This is a genomic window from Novosphingobium organovorum (genome assembly GCF_022832435.1).
Lineage (GTDB): Bacteria > Pseudomonadota > Alphaproteobacteria > Sphingomonadales > Sphingomonadaceae > Novosphingobium > Novosphingobium organovorum.
The window spans coordinates 1-17,132 of record NZ_JALHLF010000086.1 but is presented as its reverse complement, the minus strand read 5'-3'; the positions used below and the strand labels follow the sequence as shown (position 1 = coordinate 17,132).

At 68.9% G+C, this 17,132-nt stretch carries 15 protein-coding genes and 1 pseudogene; 12 read left to right on the top strand and 4 right to left on the bottom strand.

All coding sequences use genetic code 11. The features are described 5' to 3' along the window. The 5 genes from MTR62_RS16385 to MTR62_RS16365 form a co-directional block, all read left to right on the top strand. The coding region (locus MTR62_RS16385) for a carboxyl transferase domain-containing protein (protein WP_244022904.1) at nt 1-1,505 on the top strand (1,505 nt) is incomplete at its 5' end. Nucleotides 1,506-1,510: 5 nt separating this feature from the next. Then, nucleotides 1,511-1,822, top strand: a complete 312-nt coding sequence (locus MTR62_RS16380; protein WP_244022902.1) for a DUF3088 family protein — start codon at nt 1,511-1,513, stop codon at nt 1,820-1,822. Continuing rightward, on the top strand, nt 1,819-3,669 hold the full coding sequence (locus tag MTR62_RS16375; protein ID WP_244022900.1) for an acetyl/propionyl/methylcrotonyl-CoA carboxylase subunit alpha: 1,851 nt from the start codon (nt 1,819-1,821) through the stop codon (nt 3,667-3,669). The genes MTR62_RS16380 and MTR62_RS16375 overlap by 4 nt, the downstream gene beginning before the upstream one ends. Next, nucleotides 3,666-4,124, top strand: coding sequence for a GNAT family N-acetyltransferase (locus tag MTR62_RS16370; RefSeq protein WP_244022898.1), 459 nt, complete (start codon nt 3,666-3,668; stop codon nt 4,122-4,124). The genes MTR62_RS16375 and MTR62_RS16370 overlap by 4 nt, the downstream gene beginning before the upstream one ends. Before the next feature lie 16 nt (nt 4,125-4,140). Continuing rightward, the gene (locus MTR62_RS16365; RefSeq protein ID WP_244022896.1) at nt 4,141-4,593 is read left to right on the top strand and encodes a MaoC family dehydratase; all 453 of its coding nucleotides are present in this window, start codon (nt 4,141-4,143) and stop codon (nt 4,591-4,593) included. Nucleotides 4,594-4,596: 3 nt separating this feature from the next. Here MTR62_RS16365 and MTR62_RS16360 read toward each other — a convergent pair whose 3' ends face one another. The 4 genes from MTR62_RS16360 to MTR62_RS16345 all read right to left on the bottom strand — a co-directional run bounded on the left by MTR62_RS16360 (nt 4,597) and on the right by MTR62_RS16345 (nt 9,893). Continuing rightward, nucleotides 4,597-5,292 (bottom strand): hypothetical protein, encoded by a 696-nt coding sequence (locus MTR62_RS16360; protein ID WP_327194425.1) that lies wholly within the window; start codon nt 5,290-5,292, stop codon nt 4,597-4,599. Nucleotides 5,293-5,461: 169 nt separating this feature from the next. Then, a complete protein-coding gene (locus MTR62_RS16355) occupies nt 5,462-7,666 on the bottom strand; it encodes a TonB-dependent receptor (protein WP_244022894.1) in 2,205 nt (734 codons plus the stop codon). A gap of 209 nt (nt 7,667-7,875) precedes the next feature. After that, nucleotides 7,876-9,177 carry an aminotransferase class III-fold pyridoxal phosphate-dependent enzyme gene (locus MTR62_RS16350; RefSeq protein WP_244022892.1) on the bottom strand — a complete coding sequence of 434 codons (1,302 nt, stop codon included), beginning with the start codon at nt 9,175-9,177 and terminating at the stop codon, nt 7,876-7,878. 170 nt (nt 9,178-9,347) lie between these two features. Continuing rightward, a complete protein-coding gene (locus tag MTR62_RS16345) occupies nt 9,348-9,893 on the bottom strand; it encodes a cupin domain-containing protein (RefSeq protein ID WP_244022890.1) in 546 nt (181 codons plus the stop codon). Nucleotides 9,894-10,169: 276 nt separating this feature from the next. On the opposite strand from MTR62_RS16345, the gene MTR62_RS16340 reads away from it, so the two are divergent. The 7 genes and pseudogenes from MTR62_RS16340 to MTR62_RS16315 form a co-directional block, all read left to right on the top strand. Beyond that, nucleotides 10,170-11,294 carry a P1 family peptidase gene (locus MTR62_RS16340; RefSeq protein ID WP_244022888.1) on the top strand — a complete coding sequence of 375 codons (1,125 nt, stop codon included), beginning with the start codon at nt 10,170-10,172 and terminating at the stop codon, nt 11,292-11,294. A gap of 7 nt (nt 11,295-11,301) precedes the next feature. Further along, the gene (locus MTR62_RS16335) at nt 11,302-11,580 is read left to right on the top strand and encodes a hypothetical protein (RefSeq protein ID WP_244022886.1); all 279 of its coding nucleotides are present in this window, start codon (nt 11,302-11,304) and stop codon (nt 11,578-11,580) included. Between the two features lie 6 nt (nt 11,581-11,586). Continuing rightward, nucleotides 11,587-13,026: a sodium:solute symporter family protein gene (locus MTR62_RS16330; RefSeq protein ID WP_244022884.1), complete on the top strand. Its 1,440-nt coding sequence runs from the start codon at nt 11,587-11,589 to the stop codon at nt 13,024-13,026. Between the two features lie 14 nt (nt 13,027-13,040). Then, nucleotides 13,041-13,187, top strand: a pseudogene (locus MTR62_RS21645) (hypothetical protein); the annotation flags it as partial. Continuing rightward, nucleotides 13,138-14,664: a CoA-acylating methylmalonate-semialdehyde dehydrogenase gene (locus MTR62_RS16325; RefSeq protein ID WP_407672696.1), complete on the top strand. Its 1,527-nt coding sequence runs from the start codon at nt 13,138-13,140 to the stop codon at nt 14,662-14,664. The pseudogene MTR62_RS21645 and the gene MTR62_RS16325, both read left to right, overlap by 50 nt. Before the next feature lie 70 nt (nt 14,665-14,734). After that, on the top strand, nt 14,735-16,126 hold the full coding sequence (locus MTR62_RS16320) for an amidase (protein WP_244022882.1): 1,392 nt from the start codon (nt 14,735-14,737) through the stop codon (nt 16,124-16,126). A 139-nt stretch (nt 16,127-16,265) separates the two neighbouring features. Next, nucleotides 16,266-17,132 (top strand): HpcH/HpaI aldolase/citrate lyase family protein (locus tag MTR62_RS16315; RefSeq protein WP_244022880.1); only part of this gene is annotated, 867 nt, incomplete at its 3' end.

Below are 17,132 nucleotides of genomic sequence, written 5' to 3'. Positions count from 1 at the left end.
GGCGCGTGGCCGAAGCGGCTCAAGGCGGCAGCGCGGCCGCGCGCGAGAGGCACCATGCGCGCGGCAAGCTGCTCGCCCGTGAGCGGGTCGAGCGGCTGCTCGATGCGGGCGCGCCCTTTCTCGAGATCGGCCAGCTCGCCGCGAACGGGCTCTACGACGATGCCGTCCCTGGCGCCGGGATTATCGCCGGGATCGGGCGCGTCTCGGGGCGGCTGTGCATGGTCTTTGCCAACGATGCCACGGTCAAGGGCGGCACCTACTTCCCGATGACGGTCAAGAAGCACCTGCGCGCGCAGGAGATTGCCGAGGCGAACCGGCTGCCGTGCCTCTACCTCGTCGATTCGGGTGGGGCCAACCTGCCCAACCAGGCCGAGGTCTTTCCCGATCGCGACAATTTCGGGCGATTTTTCTTCAACCAGGCGCGGATGAGCGCGCAAGGCATCGCGCAGATCGCGGCGGTCATGGGCAGTTGCACCGCAGGCGGCGCCTATGTGCCCGCGATGGCCGACGAGACGGTGATCGTGCGCGAACAGGGCACGATCTTCCTCGCCGGGCCACCGCTGGTCGAGGCCGCGACGGGCGAGGTGATCGACGCCGAGGCGCTGGGCGGGGGGGACCTCCACGCGCGCACTTCGGGCGTGGCCGATCATCTGGCGGAGGATGACGAACACGCGCTTTCGATCCTGCGCGATAGCGTCAGCCATCTCGGCCCCCCAACGCCTGCGCGGATCGCGCGGCAGGCCCCGCGCCCACCCGTGCTCGACCCGCAAGACCTCTACGCGCTGATCCCCGAGGACGTGCGCGCGCCTTATGACGTGCACGAGGTGATCGCGCGGATCGTCGATGCCTCCGAGTTTCAGGAATTCAAGGCGCTCTACGGATCGACGCTGGTCTGCGGCTTTGCGCATATCCACGGCATGCCGGTGGCCATTCTCGCCAACAACGGGGTGCTCTTTTCGCAAAGCGCGCAGAAGGGGGCGCACTTCATCGAACTGGCCTGCCAGCGCGGGATCCCGCTGCTGTTCCTCCAGAACATCGCCGGGTTCATGGTCGGCGGCGCTTACGAGGCGGAAGGTATCGCCAAGCACGGCGCCAAGCTGGTGACGGCGGTGGCGAGCGCACAGGTGCCCAAGCTCACCGTCATCATCGGCGGTTCGTTCGGTGCGGGCAACTACGGCATGTGCGGGCGCGCCTACGATCCGCGCTTCCTGTTCACCTGGCCCAACGCGCGCATCTCGGTCATGGGGGGCGAGCAGGCGGCCTCGGTGCTGGCCACCGTCCACCGCGATGCGAAGAGCTGGACGCCCGAGCAGGCCGAGGCGTTCAAGGCCCCGATCCGCGCCAAGTACGAGGCGGAGGGCAACCCCTACTACGCCACCGCGCGATTGTGGGACGATGGGGTGATCGACCCGGTGCAGACCCGCGACGTGCTGGGCCTTGCGCTCGAGGCCTGCCTTGAGGCACCGATCCCGGACAAGCCGCAGTTCGGCGTTTTCAGGATGTGATGCACATGGCCAAGGACACTCTCTTCGTACTCGACACCGACTGGGCCGACCCGGAGCTGGGCGGCGTGCGGCGCTTTTACTGCAAGGACTGCGTGACCGTGGAAGGTCTGCTCGCGCTGTTTCCCGAGCGTGCGGAGCGGATCGAGGTGGTGCGCGTGGGCTGGCCGCGTCCGCGCGGGCCGGTGGTCGCGGCGCTGGGCGAGGCCAACCAGAACCTGCCCGCGCTCGCCTTTGCCGAAGGCGGCTTCGCCAACGATATCGAGGGCGTGCTGGCCGCGCTCCACACCCGTCACGGCTTTCCCGAGAGGCATCCATGATCCATTCGCTGCTCATCGCTAACCGGGGCGAAATCGCCTGCCGGATCATCCGCACCGCGCAGCGGCTCGGGATTCGCACCGTCGCGGTCTATTCGGACGCGGACGCCGAGGCGCCGCATGTCGCCATGGCTGACGAAGCGCTGCGCATCGGCCGCGCGGAGGCCGCCGAGAGCTATCTGGCGGGGGACAAGATCCTTGCCGCCGCGATCCAGACCGGGGCCGAGGCGATCCATCCCGGCTACGGCTTCCTGTCGGAGAACGCCGATTTCGCCCAGCGCGTGATCGACGCCGGGCTGATCTGGGTCGGCGCGCCGCCCGCCGCGATCCGCGCGATGGGGCTCAAGGACGCAGCCAAGGCGCTGATGGAGGAGGCCGGGGTGCCGGTGACGCCGGGCTATCTGGGCGAGGACCAGTCCGCAGCGGTGCTCGCGCGCGAGGCCGGGCGGATCGGTTATCCGGTGCTCATCAAGGCGGTTGCGGGCGGGGGCGGCAAGGGCATGCGCCGGGTCGATGCGGCGGGCGATTTCGCCGAAGCGCTGGCCTCCTGCCGGCGTGAGGCGCAAGGCGCCTTCGGCAACGACCGGGTGCTGATCGAAAAATACATCGCCGCCCCGCGCCATATCGAGGTGCAGGTCTTCGGGGACAGCCATGGCGAGGTCGTCCATCTTTTCGAGCGCGACTGTTCGCTCCAGCGCCGCCACCAGAAGGTGATCGAGGAAGCCCCCGCACCGGGGATGGACGCGGCTACCCGCGCGGCGCTGTGCGAGGCGGCGGTGCGCGCGGCAAGGGCGGTCGATTACGTGGGGGCTGGCACGGTCGAATTCATCGCGGACGGTTCGGGCGCGCTCGATGCGGGGGCCATCTGGTTCATGGAAATGAACACCCGGCTTCAGGTCGAACACCCGGTGACCGAGGCGATCACCGGGGTCGATCTGGTCGAATGGCAATTGCGCGTGGCGAGCGGCGAACCGCTGCCGCGCAGGCAGGACCAGCTCGCGATCGACGGCTGGGCGATGGAAGCGCGGCTCTACGCCGAAGACCCGGCTTCGGGCTTCCTGCCGAGCACCGGCACGCTCGACCTCGTCGAATTCGGCGAGGCACCGGGCGGGCGGATCGATACCGGGGTGCGGCAGGGCCTCGCCGTATCGCCGCACTACGATCCGATGATCGCCAAGGTCATCGCGCGCGGGGCCAGCCGCGACGAGGCGCGCGAGCGGCTTTCGGCGATGCTGTCGGACACCGCGGTCTGGCCGGTGCGCACCAACGCGGCTTTCCTCGTGCGCGCGCTGCACCACCCCGCCTTCGTGCAGGGGCGGGTCGATACCGGGCTGATCGCGCGCGATGGCGCGGTCATGGCGCGTCGGCCCCAGCCCACGCGCGAGACGCTTGAAGCGGGCGCCGCCTCGCTCGTTGCGGCCAGCGCGCTGACCGGCTTTCGCCTCAACGCCCCGGCGCGCACGAGCGCCTGGTTTCGGCTCGACGGCGACGTGCGCGAGATCGGCCTTAGTGGCGGTAGCGAGGAGCCGGTCGATTCGGTGCTCATCGCCGAACGCGGGCAGGTGTGGAACCTCACCCGCTGGCGCAAGGACGCAAGGCCGGGCGCGGCGGCGGGATCGGGCGCGATCCGCGCGCCGATGCCGGGCAAGGTCATCGCGGTTTCGGTCGTCGCGGGGGAGCGGGTGGAGCGCGGGCAGCGGCTGGTCACGCTCGAGGCGATGAAGATGGAGCACACGCTCGTCGCCCCGTTCGACGGGGTGGTGGCCGATCTGGGCGCGGCAGCGGGGCAGCAGGTTGCGCTCGAGGCGCTGCTGGTGACCATCGTGGCGCACGAAGACGCGGCGGCATGAGCGAACCGCAGTTCCGTGCAGCACGGATCGACGACTTGCCCGCGATCGTCGCGCTGATCGTCGATGACGAATACGCCTCAGGCGGGGACGATCCCACGCTCCCGCTCGACCCGCGCTACGAAGCGGCGTTCGCGCGGATCGCCGCCTCGCCCGACACGCTGCTGGTGGTGGGCGAACTGGAGGGCCGCGTGGTGGCGACCCTGCAACTGACCTTCCTGCAAGGGCTTTCGGGCCATGGCGCACGGCGCGCCAATGTCGAGACGGTCAAGGTGGCGAGCGACCGGCGCGGACGGCGCATTGGCGCGAAGATGCTGGCCTGGGCGCTCGACCGGGCGCGCGAGGCGGGGTGTGCCTCGGCGCAGCTCACTTCCAACGCGCTGCGCCTCGACGCGCACCGGTTCTACCGCAACCTGGGCTGGAAACAGAGCCACGCCGGGTTCAAGATCACGCTCTGAAAGGAAAGTTTCGCCCATGCCCGGACGCTATTTCGACGAGTGGGCCGTGGGCGATCGCATCGTCCACCAGCCCGGCCGCACGGTGACCGAGACCGACAACCTGATGTTCTCGGCGATGACCCACAACATGCAGCCGCTCCACCTCGATGCCGAGGCCGCAAAACGCAGCGAATTCGGGCGCATCCTGGTCAATTCGACGTTCACCTTCAGCCTCGCGGTGGGGCTTTCGATCACCGACACCACGCTCGGCACGCTGGTCGCCAACCTGGGCTTCGACGAGGTGCGCACCCCGCACCCGACCTTCATCGGTGACACGCTGACCTGTTCGAGCGAGGTCGTCTCGCTGCGCGAAAGCCGTTCGCGCCCGGCGCAGGGCATCGCCGTGTTCCGCCACACCCTGACCAACCAGCGCGGCGAGAACGCGCTGACGATGCTGCGCAGCGTCCTGCTGTACAAGAAGCCCGTCTGAGGCTCAGGACCCCGGCTGGCCCTCACGCGTGAGCAGCGTCTTCCAGCGCGCGTCGAGCGCGGCTTGCCCCGCGCCGTGGCGGACCAGCGAGATCCCGCTCAGCGTGATGGTGTGGCCGCCCAGCCAGTGGCCCTCGATGGTGTAGCCAAGATCGTAGAGCGCGGTGTCGGTGTGCGGCGCGCCATCGACCACGAAACGGGTGCTGACCAGCACCGGCAGCGTTTCATCGCCCCGGCTGTTGTCGGGAAGTTTCGCGGCGGCGCGCGCCTTCTTGAGCGCGGCGTCGAACCAGTCGGTCTCGATGCGCGGCTCGCCGGTGGTTTGCGCTGCGGGCAGGCCAAGGGCTGCGGGAAACACGATGCGCTGGCTCTGCACCGCCTGATCGGGCGAGGCGGGGTGGAGGGTGAGGCGCTGACGATTGGCCCCGTCCGAGAGCAGCATCAGCGTGCCCGCCCGCGCCGAGGCGCGCGCGTCGCTGGCCGAGCGCGCGCTTTCGCTGTCGGTGCGCTGCGACCAGTTGTTCCACAAGGTGAGCCCCGAAATGGTCACCGCGATGACGGTCAGCACTTCGCCCAGCGTGATCCAGCGCCGGCGGATCGCGGCGGCCTCATCGGCGCGCGCTTCGGCTTTCGCGGCGGCCTTGGCGGCGGTGCGTTCGGCTCTCGTCTGGCCGCGCGAAGAAGAGGACGTGTCGTTCACCGGGCCCGTTCCATCATGGTCCGCGCGCGCGGTCAAGGCGGCGCGAGGTTGCCCGGCCCGCGATAGCGCCTGCGCCTTTACCGGGGCTGTACGGGGCTTGGCACTAGGGGGCGCAGGCGTTCCCGCCCGCGCCCCTTGGTTCCAAGGTCGCCCCCGGAAGGACGTCCGGTCAGTACTTGATGCCGAAGCGCACGCCGTAGCTCACCGGACGCGCGGGCTGGGCGATGTCCGCGCTGGTGAAGAAGTTGCGGGTGAGATCGTAGGCTTCGTTGAAGATGTTGCGGCCCCACACCGAAACGCTCCACCGCTCATCCTTCGGCGCGAGGGTGAGGTTGGCATTGACCACGAAATACGCGCCGATGTCGTAGGTCGAGCCCAGCCAGGAGGGGTACTTCGAGCGGTACGAGAACGAGGCGCTGGGCGTCACCACATAGTCCCCGGCGGGCACTTCGTAGGCCACCGAGCCGCCCCAGGTCAGCTTGGGGAAGGGGATCGCCTGGTGCGACTTGTCGGTATAGACCGCCGCGAGCGCGGCGCGCGAGGCGGCGACGTCGAGATCGTAGAACTCGATGTACTTGCCCTCAGTATAGCCCAGATACTGGTTGATCGTCAGGCCCTTGACCGGTTCGAGATCAAGCTCGACCTCGCCGCCCAGCACGCGCGACTTGGGCGCGTTGACGAAGTGGCCGACCGCGCTGTTGGTGGTGGTGCTCCAGATCGCCGAGAGCACCTGCTGGTCGCGGTAGTCGTAGTAGTAGGCCGAGGCGTTGAAGCGCATCCAGGGGAACGGCTCGCTCTTGAACCCGGCTTCGTAGGCGTAGAGTTTTTCGGGCGCGAAGGGCGAGATGCCGCTTTCGCTGCCGGTGTTGTAGGTGGTGAAGCCGCCCGACTTCACGCCCTTGCTGGCCGAGACGTAGAGCATGAGATCACGGCTCGGCTCGTACTGCAGTTCCACTTTGCCGGTGAGCGGCTTCATGCTGGTGTCGACGGTCGTGGGGGGCAGTGCGGTGGCCCCGCCAAAGGCCGAGCCGAACCCGTCGAGCGTGCGCTTTTCGTATTCGTAGCGCAGGCCTGCGGTCGCCTTGAGCCTGGGCGCGATCTGGTATTCGGCCTGGCCGTAGCCGCTGATCGATTCGACCTTCTGCGCGTACGTGACGCGCGCGTAGGTTCCGTAAAGATCGATGAAGTCGGAAAAATACTGCTCGTCGAGGTTCTGCTTGGAGTAGTAGAGCCCGGCCACCCAGGTCAGCGGACCGGGGTTGGAATTGCGCAGCTGGACTTCCTCGGCGAAGACCTTGACGATCGAGCGGAAGTAGGTGTCCGCTTCGATCGAAGCGCTCGAATCCCAGTCGGCGAACTGTTCGCGGTGCAGCCAGTCGTAGGCGGTGATCGAGGCCAGCGTCACGCCACCGAAATCGTAAGAGACGTTGGCCGAGGTGCCCCAGGTCCTGTTGTTGACGCCGGGCTTGGAATTGCTCTTGAGATCGGTGTCGGCGACCAGTTGCGGCGAGACGCCCCAGCCGGTGGCGAAACGGTCGGTATCGGCGGGGATCGTGCCCGCGCCATCGGCCTGGGTCAGCGAATTGAGCAGATAGAGCCCGGTCGCCTCGGACTTGTCGCGCCCGTAGTGTCCGTCGAGCAGGACGGTGAGCCTCGTTCCACTCGGCGCGATCTTGAGGAGGGCGCGGGTGCCGATGCGGTCGGCATCGCCCAGGCTCTCGCCGGTGTCGCGGTTGTGCTGGTAGGCGCCGCCCATCTGCGCCGCGCCCGCGACGCGGAAGGTCACGCCATCGGTGATCGGGCCCGAAACATAGGCCTCGCCGGTAAAGGCGTGGAAGCGGCCGTATTCGAAGCTGGAGCCGACGTGGAAATCGTCGGTCGGCTGGTTGGTGATGAAGTTGATCGCGCCGCCCGTGGTGTTGCGCCCGTAGAGCGTACCCTGCGGCCCGCGCAGCACTTCGACCCGGCTGACGTCGAAGATCAGGCCCTGGGTCATGATCGGCACCGGGTAGGCGATCTGGTTGACGTAGACGCCCACGGTCGGCGCGTTGTTCGAAGCGTAGTCCTGAAAGCCCACGCCGCGCAGGCGGAACTGCGGCTGGCCGCCGCCGAAGGCAGGCTCGATCTGGAGCGCGGGCACGGCTTCCTGGAGGTCGTTGATCCTGGTAATGCCGCGCGCCTTGAGCTCCTCGCTGGAGACGACGCTGAGCGCGATGCCCACGTCCTGCGCGGACTGTTCGCGGCGCTGCGCGGTGACGGTGATGGTGCCCGCCTCTTCGGACTTTTTCGTCGGGGTTTCCTGCGCGTAGAGCGGTGCAGCGGTGACCCCGGTCAAGATGGCGCACATGGCAACGCCATTGATAAAACGCTTCATCGTCGGCTCCTCCTGGTCATGTCGGCGGCGCGTGATTGCGCATGCCGGCACCCGTGAGGCATCCTTCCCGTCCCTGTCGTTTCTTGTCGTCACGCCTGCCTTGGCGCAGGGCGCGTGCGCTCACGGGCGCCTCACCTCGTACTTGGTCTTGACATGTGCCGGCCGACCGGGGCGGCCCTCACCACCCCGGTCGGCCGGAGTGTAAAGCGTCAGTCCAGCCGCTCGAGCGCGCCGGCGATGGTCGCCACGATCTCGTCGATCTGGGCGGCCGAAATGATCAGTGGGGGCGACAGCGCGACGATGTCGCCGGTCACCCGGATCAGCACGCCCGCCTCGAAGCAGGCGTCGAACAGCGCCTTGCCGCGCGCGCCCGGTGCGCCCTCGCGCGGGGCCAGTTCGATCCCGCCGACCATGCCCATGTTGCGCACGTCGATGACGTGGGGCGCGCCGACCAGATCGTGCAGCGCGTCCTCGAAATAGACTTCCAGCTCGCGCGCGCGGCCGAACAAGTCCTCGTCGGCGTAGAGCTTGAGCGTGGCGAGCGCGGCGGCGGCGGCGAGCGGATGGCCCGAATAGGTGTAGCCGTGGAAGAATTCGATCCCGCCGGGCGCCGCTTCGATCACGGTGTCGTAGATCGCGCGTCTGACGCCCACGCACCCCATCGGCACCGCGCCGTTGGTGATGCCCTTGGCGGTGGTGATGATGTCGGGGATGACCCCCAGCCGTTCGGCTGCGGTGCCCGCGCCCAGCCGCCCGAACGCGGTGATGACTTCGTCGAAGATCAGCAGGATGTCGTGTTCGCGGGTGATTTCGCGCAGCCGTTCGAGGTAGCCGACCGGCGGCACCAGCACGCCCGCCGAGCCCGACATCGGCTCGACGATGACCGCCGCGATGGTCTCGGCGCCGTGCTCGGCGATGATGGCGAGCAGTTCGTCGGCAAGGTCCGCGCCGGTCTGCGGCTGGCCACGGGTAAAGGCGTTGCTGGCGATGTCGAGCGTGGCGGAAAGGTGGCTCACTTGGGCGAGCAGGGGAAAGCCGCGCTTGTTGTTGGGCAGGCCGCCCACCGAAATGCCGCCAAAGCCCACGCCGTGGTAGCCGCGCTGGCGTCCGACGAGGCGGGTGCGCTGGCCCTGGCCGCGCGCGGCCTGGTAGGCAAAGGCGATCTTGAGCGCGGAATCGACCGCCTCCGAGCCCGAATTGGCGTAGAAGAAGGTGTCGATCCCGGCCGGAAAGACATCGACCAGCCGCTGCGAAAGCTCGAACACCAGCGGATGGGCGAGCTGGAAGGTGGGGGCGTAGTCGAGTTTACCGGCCTGTTCGCGGATCGCCTCGACGATCGGCGCGCGGCCGTGCCCGGCGTTGACGCACCACAGCCCGGCCGTACCGTCGAGCACCGCACGGCCCGCGACGTCGGTGTAGTGGCAACCGCTCGCCGCGCTGAACAGCTTTGGCGCCGCCTTGAAGGCGCGGTTGTCGGTGAACGGCATCCAGAACGTACCGGTCCCTTGCATGGCCCGAAAGATCCCCCCGATGGAAAATGGTGGGCCTAGAGTGATGGTACAGGGCGCCGCCCGGCAAGCCTGTTATTTGCCGTGTTGCAGTGCACGCGTGCAGGCTTGCATTTGGGGGATTTTGCGTGCCTGCCTGCTCATTATCATGAGCGCCTGTATCGCGGCGCGCGTCAGAAGCTGGGCGGCGTGCAGGCGCTGACGACGACGCACTTTTCCTTACCCACGTTGCGGAAGCGGTGGGGTTTGAGGCTCGAGAAGAGATAGGCATCGCCCGCCTCGAGCACCTGGCTTTCCCCCGCGACGGTGACTTCGAGCCGGCCCGCGATGATGACGCCCGCCTCCTCGCCCTCGTGGCTGAGCATCACGCGCCCGCTTTCCGCGCCGGCCTGATAGACTTCGTAGAGCATCTGGATCGAACTTTCGCCCGCGCTGCCCAGCTGGCGGTAGCTGACCCCGCCCTTGCCGATTTCGACCAGCTCGTCGCTGCGGTAGTAGAAGCGCTCCTCGCGCGGGGTTTCGAGGCTGAAGAATTCGCCGAGCGAGATACCGATCGCCGAGACGATCCGCTTGAGCGAACCGACCGAGGGGTTGGTGCGCCCGCTCTCGATCAGCGAAATGGTGCTGCTGGGCACCCCGGCCAGTCGCGCCAGCGTGCGCTGGCTCAACTGCTTGCGTTCGCGCACGAAGCGCAGCCGACGTCCGACCTCGTAATCCATCTTGCCCCCTGTCGTAGCCTGATGGTCTGCCACCCTGGGCGACCGGCGATCCCTGCGGCGCGCCGCTCCTTTTCGGACCGCCTTCAGGCGATGGAACAGGCTGCGCTTTGCGTGAGTGTGCGGGATTGTTTTGCCCTGTTCAATATTTCCTATCGGATGCGTTGCAAAAAACACCCTTGTCGCGAAGCAGCATTGCCGTTCTATTTCCCCGCAAGGTCCGGCCGCGCCTTCGCCGGAACGGGCCATCCACTTCACGAAAAGGGTTCGGGGGCCGCGATGGATCGACGCAAAGTTCTCATGGGCGCTGGCGGCCTGGCCGGGGCGATGATCGCAGCGCCGATGGTGGCGCGTGCCGCCGCGGCGGCTGCACCGCAAGCGCCCGCCGTGCGCACCGGGCCGCGCAACCTCATCACCGATGTCGCCGGGCTTTCGGTGGGCTGCGCGCAGGACCCCAAGGTGCGCACCGGGGTCACCGTGATCCTCGCCGACAGGCTTTCGACCGCAGCGGTCGACGTGCGCGGGGGCGGGCCGGGCACGCGCGAAACCGATGCGCTCGAAGCCTACAACCTCGTCCACTCGGCCAACGCGATCGTGCTGTCGGGCGGGTCGGTCTATGGCCTCGCCTCGGCCGACGGGGTGGCCGCGGAGCTGGGCGCGAAGGGCATCGGCTATGGCTCGATGGCGCACAACGACGCGCCGGTCTCGCCCATCGTGCCGACCGCGATCCTCTACGACCTTGCCAATGGCGGGGACAAGAAGTGGGGCACCAGTCCGCCCTACCGCGCGCTGGGCGCCGCCGCGCTGGCCGCCGCAGGTCCCTCGTTCGCGCTCGGCACCTCGGGGGCTGGCTATGGCGCGATGTCGGGCGGGCTCAAGGGCGGGCTCGGTTCGGCCTCGTGCGTGACGAGCGACGGGGCAACCGTGGGCGCGATCGTCGCGGTCAACTCGATGGGATCGACCGTGGTGCCGGGTTCGAAGCAGTTCTGGGCCGCGCCGTTCGAGATCGGGGACGAGTTCGGCGGCGCGCTGCCCTCGACACGGCGCGTGGGGCCTGAGGAATGGGGCTACACCAAGGCGCCCGCCGCGCGCCAGAACACCACCATCGCCTGCATTGCGACCGACCTCGATCTCACCGCCTCCGAACTCAAGCGCGTGGTGATGATGGCGCAGGACGGCATGGCGCGCGCGATCCGCCCGATCCACACGCCCTTCGACGGGGATGTCGTCTTCGCCATCGCCACCGCCAGGCGCCCGGTCGAGGGTATGCGCGAAATCGCCGTGCTGCGCGCCGGCGCGGCGGCGGCGGACACGCTCTCGCGCGCCATCGCGCGCGGCGTGTTCACCGCCAGCTCCCCGCCGGGAGCGGAGGTGATGACCTTCGCCGCGCTCAAGGCCGGGTGATCGGCGCGTGATCGAACCCCCTGCCGAGCGTCCGGTCTCGCTGCCCTCGCGCCCCACGCCGGGCTGGGCCTATCTGGTCGGGCTGGCGCTGCCGTTGGGGCTGATCGCGGCGGCGGCGCTGCTGGTGCCCGCCGATGCGGGGCGGTTGCTGGGCATTTCGCTCGCCTCGTGGTGCCTGTTTGCCTGCGCGCCGGTGACGAGCGCCTGCCTGGCGCTGTGCTGGCACCTGACCGGCGGCGCATCGGACGAGACGCGCACCGATACGATCGATGATGGGGAGGGCTGAACGGCCATGCTGGTGACCTTCCTTGCCGTTATGGTGCTTTCGCTCGGCATCGCGCTGTGGTCGCGGCGCGGGCACGATCATCCCGACGCGCGCGAATTCTTCACCGCCTCGGGCCAGTTCGGCGCGATCCTGTTCTTCTTCCTCTCGGTTGGCGAGACGTACTCGATCGCCACGATGCTGGGCTTTCCGGGCGGCGTTTTCGCCGGCGGTGAAGGTTTCGTGCTGTGGTTCTTCGGCTATATCCTGATGGCCGCGCCCTGCCTCTATTTCGCCGGGCCCTGGATCTGGCGCGCGGGCGCGCTTTATTCCTGCGCGACGATCCCCGATTTCTTCCGCGCCCACTATGACAGTCGCGTGCTCGAACTGCTGATTGCGGCGAGCGCGATCATGCTGCTGCTGCCGATCGGCACGATGCAGTTCCTGGGCCTGAAGCTGGTGCTGAACGGGCTCGCGCCCGGCGCGCCTTCGCTCGTGCTGACGGGGCTCGCGGGGGGGCTCGTGTTCGCTTACGTGGTGATTGCGGGGCTGCGGGCTTCGGCTTTCGTCTCGGTGCTCAAGGACGTGCTGATGATGGGCTCGATCCTGCTCGTGGGCGGGGCCGCGATCGCGCTGTGGAAGGGCGGGGTGATGACCGCGCCCGAAGCGCTGGCAGGGCCCGCCGCGGTGCCTTCGCCGGTCGCCGCGCCGGGGATGACCTTCGCGCTCACCACCATCGTGCTTCAGGCGGTGGGCTTTACCATGATCCCGCAGAACTGGGCCTTCATCTTTTCCGCGCGCAGCCCGCGCGCGATCCAGCGCGCGCAGATCGCCGCCCCGCTCTACATGCTGATGTTCCCGCTGCTCATGGCGGTGGCCTATTACGCGCAAGGCCACGGGATCACGCCCGAAAAGCCCGATTTCGTGTTCCTGGCCGCGGCCATCGCGCTGTTGCCCTCATGGCTGGTGGGGCTGGTCATGGCCGCGGTCGCGCTGTCGGGTCTGGTGATCCTGAGCAGCGTGTGCCTGGCGATCGGCCCGCTCATCACCCGCAACATCATTCCCGACCTTGGCGGGGCGGCGCAGCAATTCTGGTCCAAGGTGGTGATTGCGCTGTTCCTCGTCCTCTCGATGGTCGGCGCGGAAACCGGGACACCGCTGATCGCCACGCTCAACAACGTGTTCTACTTCGGCATCGTCCAGCCCTTGCCCGGTTTCGTTGCCGCGCTGCTGGTGGCGCGGGTGCCCGCGCGCGCGGTGATCGCGGGCATCCTGGCGGGCGATGCGCTGGTGCTGGCGATGCGCGGCGCGGGGCTCACGTTCTTCGACGTGAACCTGGGGCTGGTCGGCCTCGTTCTCAACGCGCTCGTCCTGGCGGGCGTTACCGCGCTCGCGCCCCGGCGCGCGGGTCTTTCCGTTATCCAAAGCCTGAAGCGCCGCACGCCGGCCGCCTCGCCCCTCCCGGTTTAATCAAGGCACGCATCATGACCACCACGCCGATCATCGCCCACCATCTGGGCGGGAGCCCCTTTGCCGGAACCGGCACGCAGACGAGCCCGGTGTTCGATCCCAACACCGGGGCTGTACAGGCCGAAGTCGCGCTGGCTTCGCTCGCCGACCTCGACACCGCGATCGCGGCGGCCAAGGCCGCCCAGCCCACCTGGGCGGCGACCAANTCCCAACACCGGGGCTGTACAGGCCGAAGTCGCGCTGGCTTCGCTCGCCGACCTCGACACCGCGATCGCGGCGGCCAAGGCCGCCCAGCCCACCTGGGCGGCGACCAACCCGCAGCGCCGCGCGCGCGTGATGTTCAACCTCAAGGCGCTGATCGAGGCGCACATGGACGAGCTGGCCGCGATCATCTCGCGCGAGCATGGCAAAGTGCTGGCCGATTCGCGCGGCGACATCCAGCGCGGGCTCGACGTGGTCGAATTCGCCTGCGGTGCGCCGCATCTGCTCAAGGGCGAATACACCGATGGCGCCGGGCCGGGGATCGACGTCTATTCGATGCGCCAGCCGCTCGGCATCGCGGCGGGGATCACCCCGTTCAATTTCCCCGCGATGATCCCCTTGTGGATGGCCGCGCCTGCGATCGTGTGCGGCAACGCGTTCATCCTCAAGCCCTCCGAACGCGCCCCTTCACTGGCGCTGCGGCTGGCCGAACTGGCGCGCGAGGCGGGGCTTCCCGACGGCATCCTGGCGGTGCTGCAGGGCGACCGCACGCTGGTCGAGGCGCTGGTCGATCATCCCGCGATCAAGGCGGTGAGCTTCGTGGGTTCGTCCGACGTGGCGCAGGCGGTTTACGCGCGCGGCTGCGCGGCGGGCAAGCGGGTGCAGGCGATGGGCGGGGCGAAGAACCACGGTATCGTCCTGCCCGACGCCGATCTCGACCGCGCGGTGAGCGACATCATGGGCGCCGCCTACGGTTCGGCGGGAGAGCGCTGCATGGCGCTGCCGGTCGTCGTGCCGGTGGGCGAGGCCACCGCCGAGGCGCTGCGCACGAAGCTGGTCGCCGCGATCGCCAGCTTGCGCGTCGGTGTCTCGACCGATCCCGACGCGGACTATGGCCCGGTCATCACCGCCGCGCACAAGGCCAGGGTTGAAGGCTATATCGACCTTGGCGAACAAGAGGGCGCCGAAGTGGTCGTCGACGGGCGCGGCTTTTCGCTCCAGGGGCACGAGGCGGGCTTTTTCGTCGGGCCCACGCTGTTCGACCATGTCCGGCCCGAAATGCGCACCTACCAGGAAGAAATCTTCGGCCCGGTGCTCCAGATCGTGCGCGCGGACACGCTCCAAGAGGCGATCGGGCTGGCCAGCCGCCACCAGTACGGCAACGGCGTGGCGCTGTTCACCCGCGATGGCGCCGCCGCGCGCGCTTACGCGGCCGAGGTCGAAGTGGGCATGGTCGGCATCAACGTGCCGATCCCGGTGCCGGTCTCCTACCACAGCTTCGGCGGCTGGAAGCGCTCGGCCTTTGGTGACCACAACCAGTACGGGCTCGACGCCTTCCGCTTCTTTACCCGCGTCAAGACGGTGACCCAGCGCTGGCCCGAGCCCGATGCGGCGCCTTCGGCGCGCAGCGCCTATGTCATGCCCGTGATGGAGTGATCGTTTCGCGCGGTCCTTGCCGTCCGCGCCGTCTTTCGCCTGCGTGTCGCACCAAAACCAGGAATTGCCGATGACCGAACAGCTTGCCGATCTGAGCGGCGCCGAACTGAGCGCCGCCTTTGCCAGCGGGGCGTTGTCTCCGCTCGAGGTCATGAAACAGGTCCTGGCGCGCGTCGAGCGGCTCGAACCACAGCTCTGCGCCACCTGGGGGCTCGACGCGGAAAAGGCGCTTGACGGCGCGCGCGTATCCGAGGCGCGCTGGCGGGCGGGCACCCCGCTCGGCCCGCTCGACGGGATTCCGGTCACGCTCAAGGAACTCATCGCGACCGAGGGGATGGCCAAGCCCGTAGGCACCGCGGCGGCCGACATGACCCCGCAGACCGCCGATGCCCCGCCCGCGGCGCGGCTGCGCGAGGCGGGCTGCGTGCTCGTCGCCAAGACCACCGTGCCCGATTACGGAATGCTGTCCTCGGGGCTTTCGAGCTTTCACAAGCTGGCGCGCAACCCCTGGGACACCACGCGCAACCCCGGCGGGTCGAGCGCGGGGGCGGGCGCGGCGGCGGCGGCGGGCTACGGGCCGTTTCACGTGGGCACCGACATCGGCGGTTCGGTGCGTCTGCCCGCAGGCTGGTGCGGGGTCTTCGCGCACAAGCCGAGCAATGGGCGCATCCCGATCGATCCGCCCTACATCGGGCGCGTGGCTGGGCCGATGACCCGCACGGTGACCGACGCGGCGCTGATGATGAGCGTGCTCTCGCTGCCCGATCCGCGCGATTTCATGGACCTGCCACCGCAGGACCTGCCCTGGCTCGATCTCGATGCGGATGTGACGGGGTTGCGCGTCGGGCTCATGCTCGATGCGGGCTGCGGCGCGGCTGCCGAGCCGGAAGTCGTCGCCGCGATCGAGGCGGCGGCCGCGCTGTTCGAGGCGGGCGGGGCGATCGTCGAGCCGGTCGATCCCTTCATGACGCCGCAGATGCTCGACGGGCTCGACCGCTTCTGGCGCACCCGCTTCTGGGAGGAAACCCGCCAGCTTCCGGCCGAGCGTTACGCCAAAATTCTGCCCTATATCCGCGAGTGGGTCGAACCTGCGGCGGGCTATGACGGGCTTTCGGTCTACACCGGGTTCGACCAGATCATGCAGATGCGCGAGCGCGGGCGGGCCTACCAGGCCTACGACCTGCTGCTGACCCCGGTGGCGCCGATGCCCGCCTTCGCCGCCGAGCTGCCCTCGCCGACCAACGATCCGATGCGCCCGTTCGAGCATATCGGCTTCACCGTGCCCTACAACATGACCGAACAGCCCGCGAGTTCGATCAACTGCGGCTATACCCGTGAAGGGCTGCCGATCGGCCTCCAGATCGTCGGGCGCCGCTTTGCCGACATGGACGTGCTGCGCGCCTCGCGCTGGTACGAGAAGGCGCGGCCCGAACAGCGCCCCTGGCCGCTGGCGCTGGGGTAAGCCGGGCCGCGGTTGCGCGCCGCGCCGTGCGGGTGCATCGTGGCGGCCGGAACCGTGAGGGCGAACACGCCCCGTTGGATCGAGAGGATGCCCGTTGCCCCAATCCCCCCCGTCCCGTCTGTCCGGCGTAGCGTTGCCCATGCGCTCGTGGCTCTTTGCGCCCGGCGATAGCGAACGCAAGATGGCCAAGGCGCTCGAAGGGGAGGCGGACATCGTCCTGCTCGACCTCGAGGACGCCGTAGCCCCTGTGGCCAAGGACGCCGCGCGCGCGCTGGTCGCGGGCTTTCTGGACGCGCACGAGGCAGCGCGGGCGCGGCTGTGGGTGCGCATCAACCCGCTCGATGCACCCGATGATACCGCGCTGCGCGATCTGGCCACCGTGGTGCCGCGGCGGCCGGGCGGGATCATGCTGCCCAAAGCGAGTGGCCCGGCCGATCTTGAACGGCTCGATCACTATCTGTCCGCGCTCGAGGTGGCGGGCGGGATCGCGCGGGGGTCCACGCCGGTCATCGCGCTCGTCACCGAAACCGCACGGGGCATGTTCCATTGCGGGGACTATGCGGGCGCGCCGCGTCTGGCGGCGATGACCTGGGGGGCGGAGGATCTGGCCGATTCGCTGGGCGCTTCGGCGAACCGCGCGGCTTCGGGGGCTTACACCTTTACCTACGAACTGGCGCGCAGCCTGTGCCTGCTCGGTGCGGCCAACGCCGGGGTGCCCGCGATCGAGACGATCTGCGCCGACTATCGCGACCTCGCGGCTCTCAAGGCGCGCGCCGAGAAGGTCCGGCGCGATGGCTATCGCGGGATGCTCGCGATCCACCCCGCGCAAGTCCCGGTCATCAACGCCGCGTTCCGGCCAAGCGCGGAGGAGATTGCCGAAGCGCGCGAAATCGTCGCGCTGTTCGCCGCGCAGCCGGGGCAGGGCGCGATCGGCTGGAAGGGTGGCATGCTCGACCGGCCCTGGCTGGCGCGCGCCGAGCGCGTGCTGCGCGCGGCGGGCGAAGCC

Excerpts from the sequence above, each read along its gene's own strand:
- MTR62_RS16380 (WP_244022902.1), top strand. The coding sequence starts at position 1,511 with ATGGCCAAGGACACTCTCTTCGTACTCGACACCGACTGGGCCGACCCG.
- MTR62_RS16345 (WP_244022890.1), bottom strand. The coding sequence starts at position 9,893 with ATGGATTACGAGGTCGGACGTCGGCTGCGCTTCGTGCGCGAACGCAAG.
- MTR62_RS16330 (WP_244022884.1), top strand. The coding sequence starts at position 11,587 with ATGCTGGTGACCTTCCTTGCCGTTATGGTGCTTTCGCTCGGCATCGCG.
- MTR62_RS16355 (WP_244022894.1), bottom strand. The coding sequence starts at position 7,666 with ATGAAGCGTTTTATCAATGGCGTTGCCATGTGCGCCATCTTGACCGGG.
- MTR62_RS16375 (WP_244022900.1), top strand. The coding sequence starts at position 1,819 with ATGATCCATTCGCTGCTCATCGCTAACCGGGGCGAAATCGCCTGCCGG.
- MTR62_RS16340 (WP_244022888.1), top strand. The coding sequence starts at position 10,170 with ATGGATCGACGCAAAGTTCTCATGGGCGCTGGCGGCCTGGCCGGGGCG.
- MTR62_RS16350 (WP_244022892.1), bottom strand. The coding sequence starts at position 9,177 with ATGCAAGGGACCGGTACGTTCTGGATGCCGTTCACCGACAACCGCGCC.
- MTR62_RS16370 (WP_244022898.1), top strand. The coding sequence starts at position 3,666 with ATGAGCGAACCGCAGTTCCGTGCAGCACGGATCGACGACTTGCCCGCG.
- MTR62_RS16365 (WP_244022896.1), top strand. The coding sequence starts at position 4,141 with ATGCCCGGACGCTATTTCGACGAGTGGGCCGTGGGCGATCGCATCGTC.
- MTR62_RS16320 (WP_244022882.1), top strand. The coding sequence starts at position 14,735 with ATGACCGAACAGCTTGCCGATCTGAGCGGCGCCGAACTGAGCGCCGCC.